Source organism: Bartonella sp. AS69XJJH (assembly GCF_042195585.1).
In the GTDB taxonomy this organism is placed as follows: Bacteria; Pseudomonadota; Alphaproteobacteria; order Rhizobiales; family Rhizobiaceae; genus Bartonella.
In genome coordinates, this window is record NZ_JBHIOO010000113.1 from 1 (window position 1) to 879 (window position 879).

1 protein-coding gene is annotated in these 879 nt (G+C 33.0%); it reads right to left on the reverse strand.

From position 1 onward, the window contains the following. Positions 1–246: 246 nt before the first annotated feature. Positions 247–879 (reverse strand): type IV secretion system protein (locus ACFIK6_RS10045; protein WP_375677611.1); only part of this gene is annotated, 633 nt, incomplete at its 5' end.

Sequence of the window (879 nt, forward strand, 5' to 3'; positions counted from 1 at the left end):
GACATATGTTTTTGTTATCTGATCAATTTTATTGAAAAGTTGCGTGAACACTGTAAAGTCCATGGAATTCCTCTTTAACAAATTTTCAACTTTTTATCACCTTGAAACATAGATATATGCCAAATGCGTTATTTGCATTTATACATTACCTAAGTATTTTCATCACGATATCTTGGCTTTGATAAAATCTTTGTGCCTCTCTGAATTGTTCAGATAGTACTGAACTTTCTACAGTGGCTTTTGTTTTCATCGTATGATAGGCATCCCTTTTGTTTCATGGTTAAAAATTTTCATATCAAGTTCGCGTCTTTTCCTTTTGATAAGTGATTGCTCAGCCTCACGTAAATGCGCTACCATTTCCATCTTTATAAATTCATTTTGGATCATTGCTAATGAACCATCGATATGTGTTTGAAGATCTGCTGTATCTTTCAGGTTTTCTTTTTTTTGAATTTCATCTAATAGCTCTTTAAGGTATTGAAAACGATTTTCTACGTTTTCAAAAGTTTCTAAACTTACAGCTTTATCTTGTATCGATGCAAATTGTAAACGCCCCGAAATAGCTTTACCCATTTGATCAAAAGATCCAGAAATTTTGTTTTCTTCCTCTAATACCTTTTGATATGATTCCCTTGAAAGCTTATCACTCTTATAGAGCGATTCTGGCTCTTTGAGAAAAAAACTAGAAAAGTCTATTTTCTGAGATCCAGTTTTCTGATTCTTTGTTATAGCTTGATAGGTTTTTTCTGTTTGCGAAAGTTGTTCTTTTTTTAACTCAAGCTGTTTTGTTAAGAGCTCAATAATTTCTCCTTTTTTTAAAAGCTGAAGGATTTCCGAATATTCTGCTGATAGAGCAGGTTGTGGCGGTGGAGCAGGTTG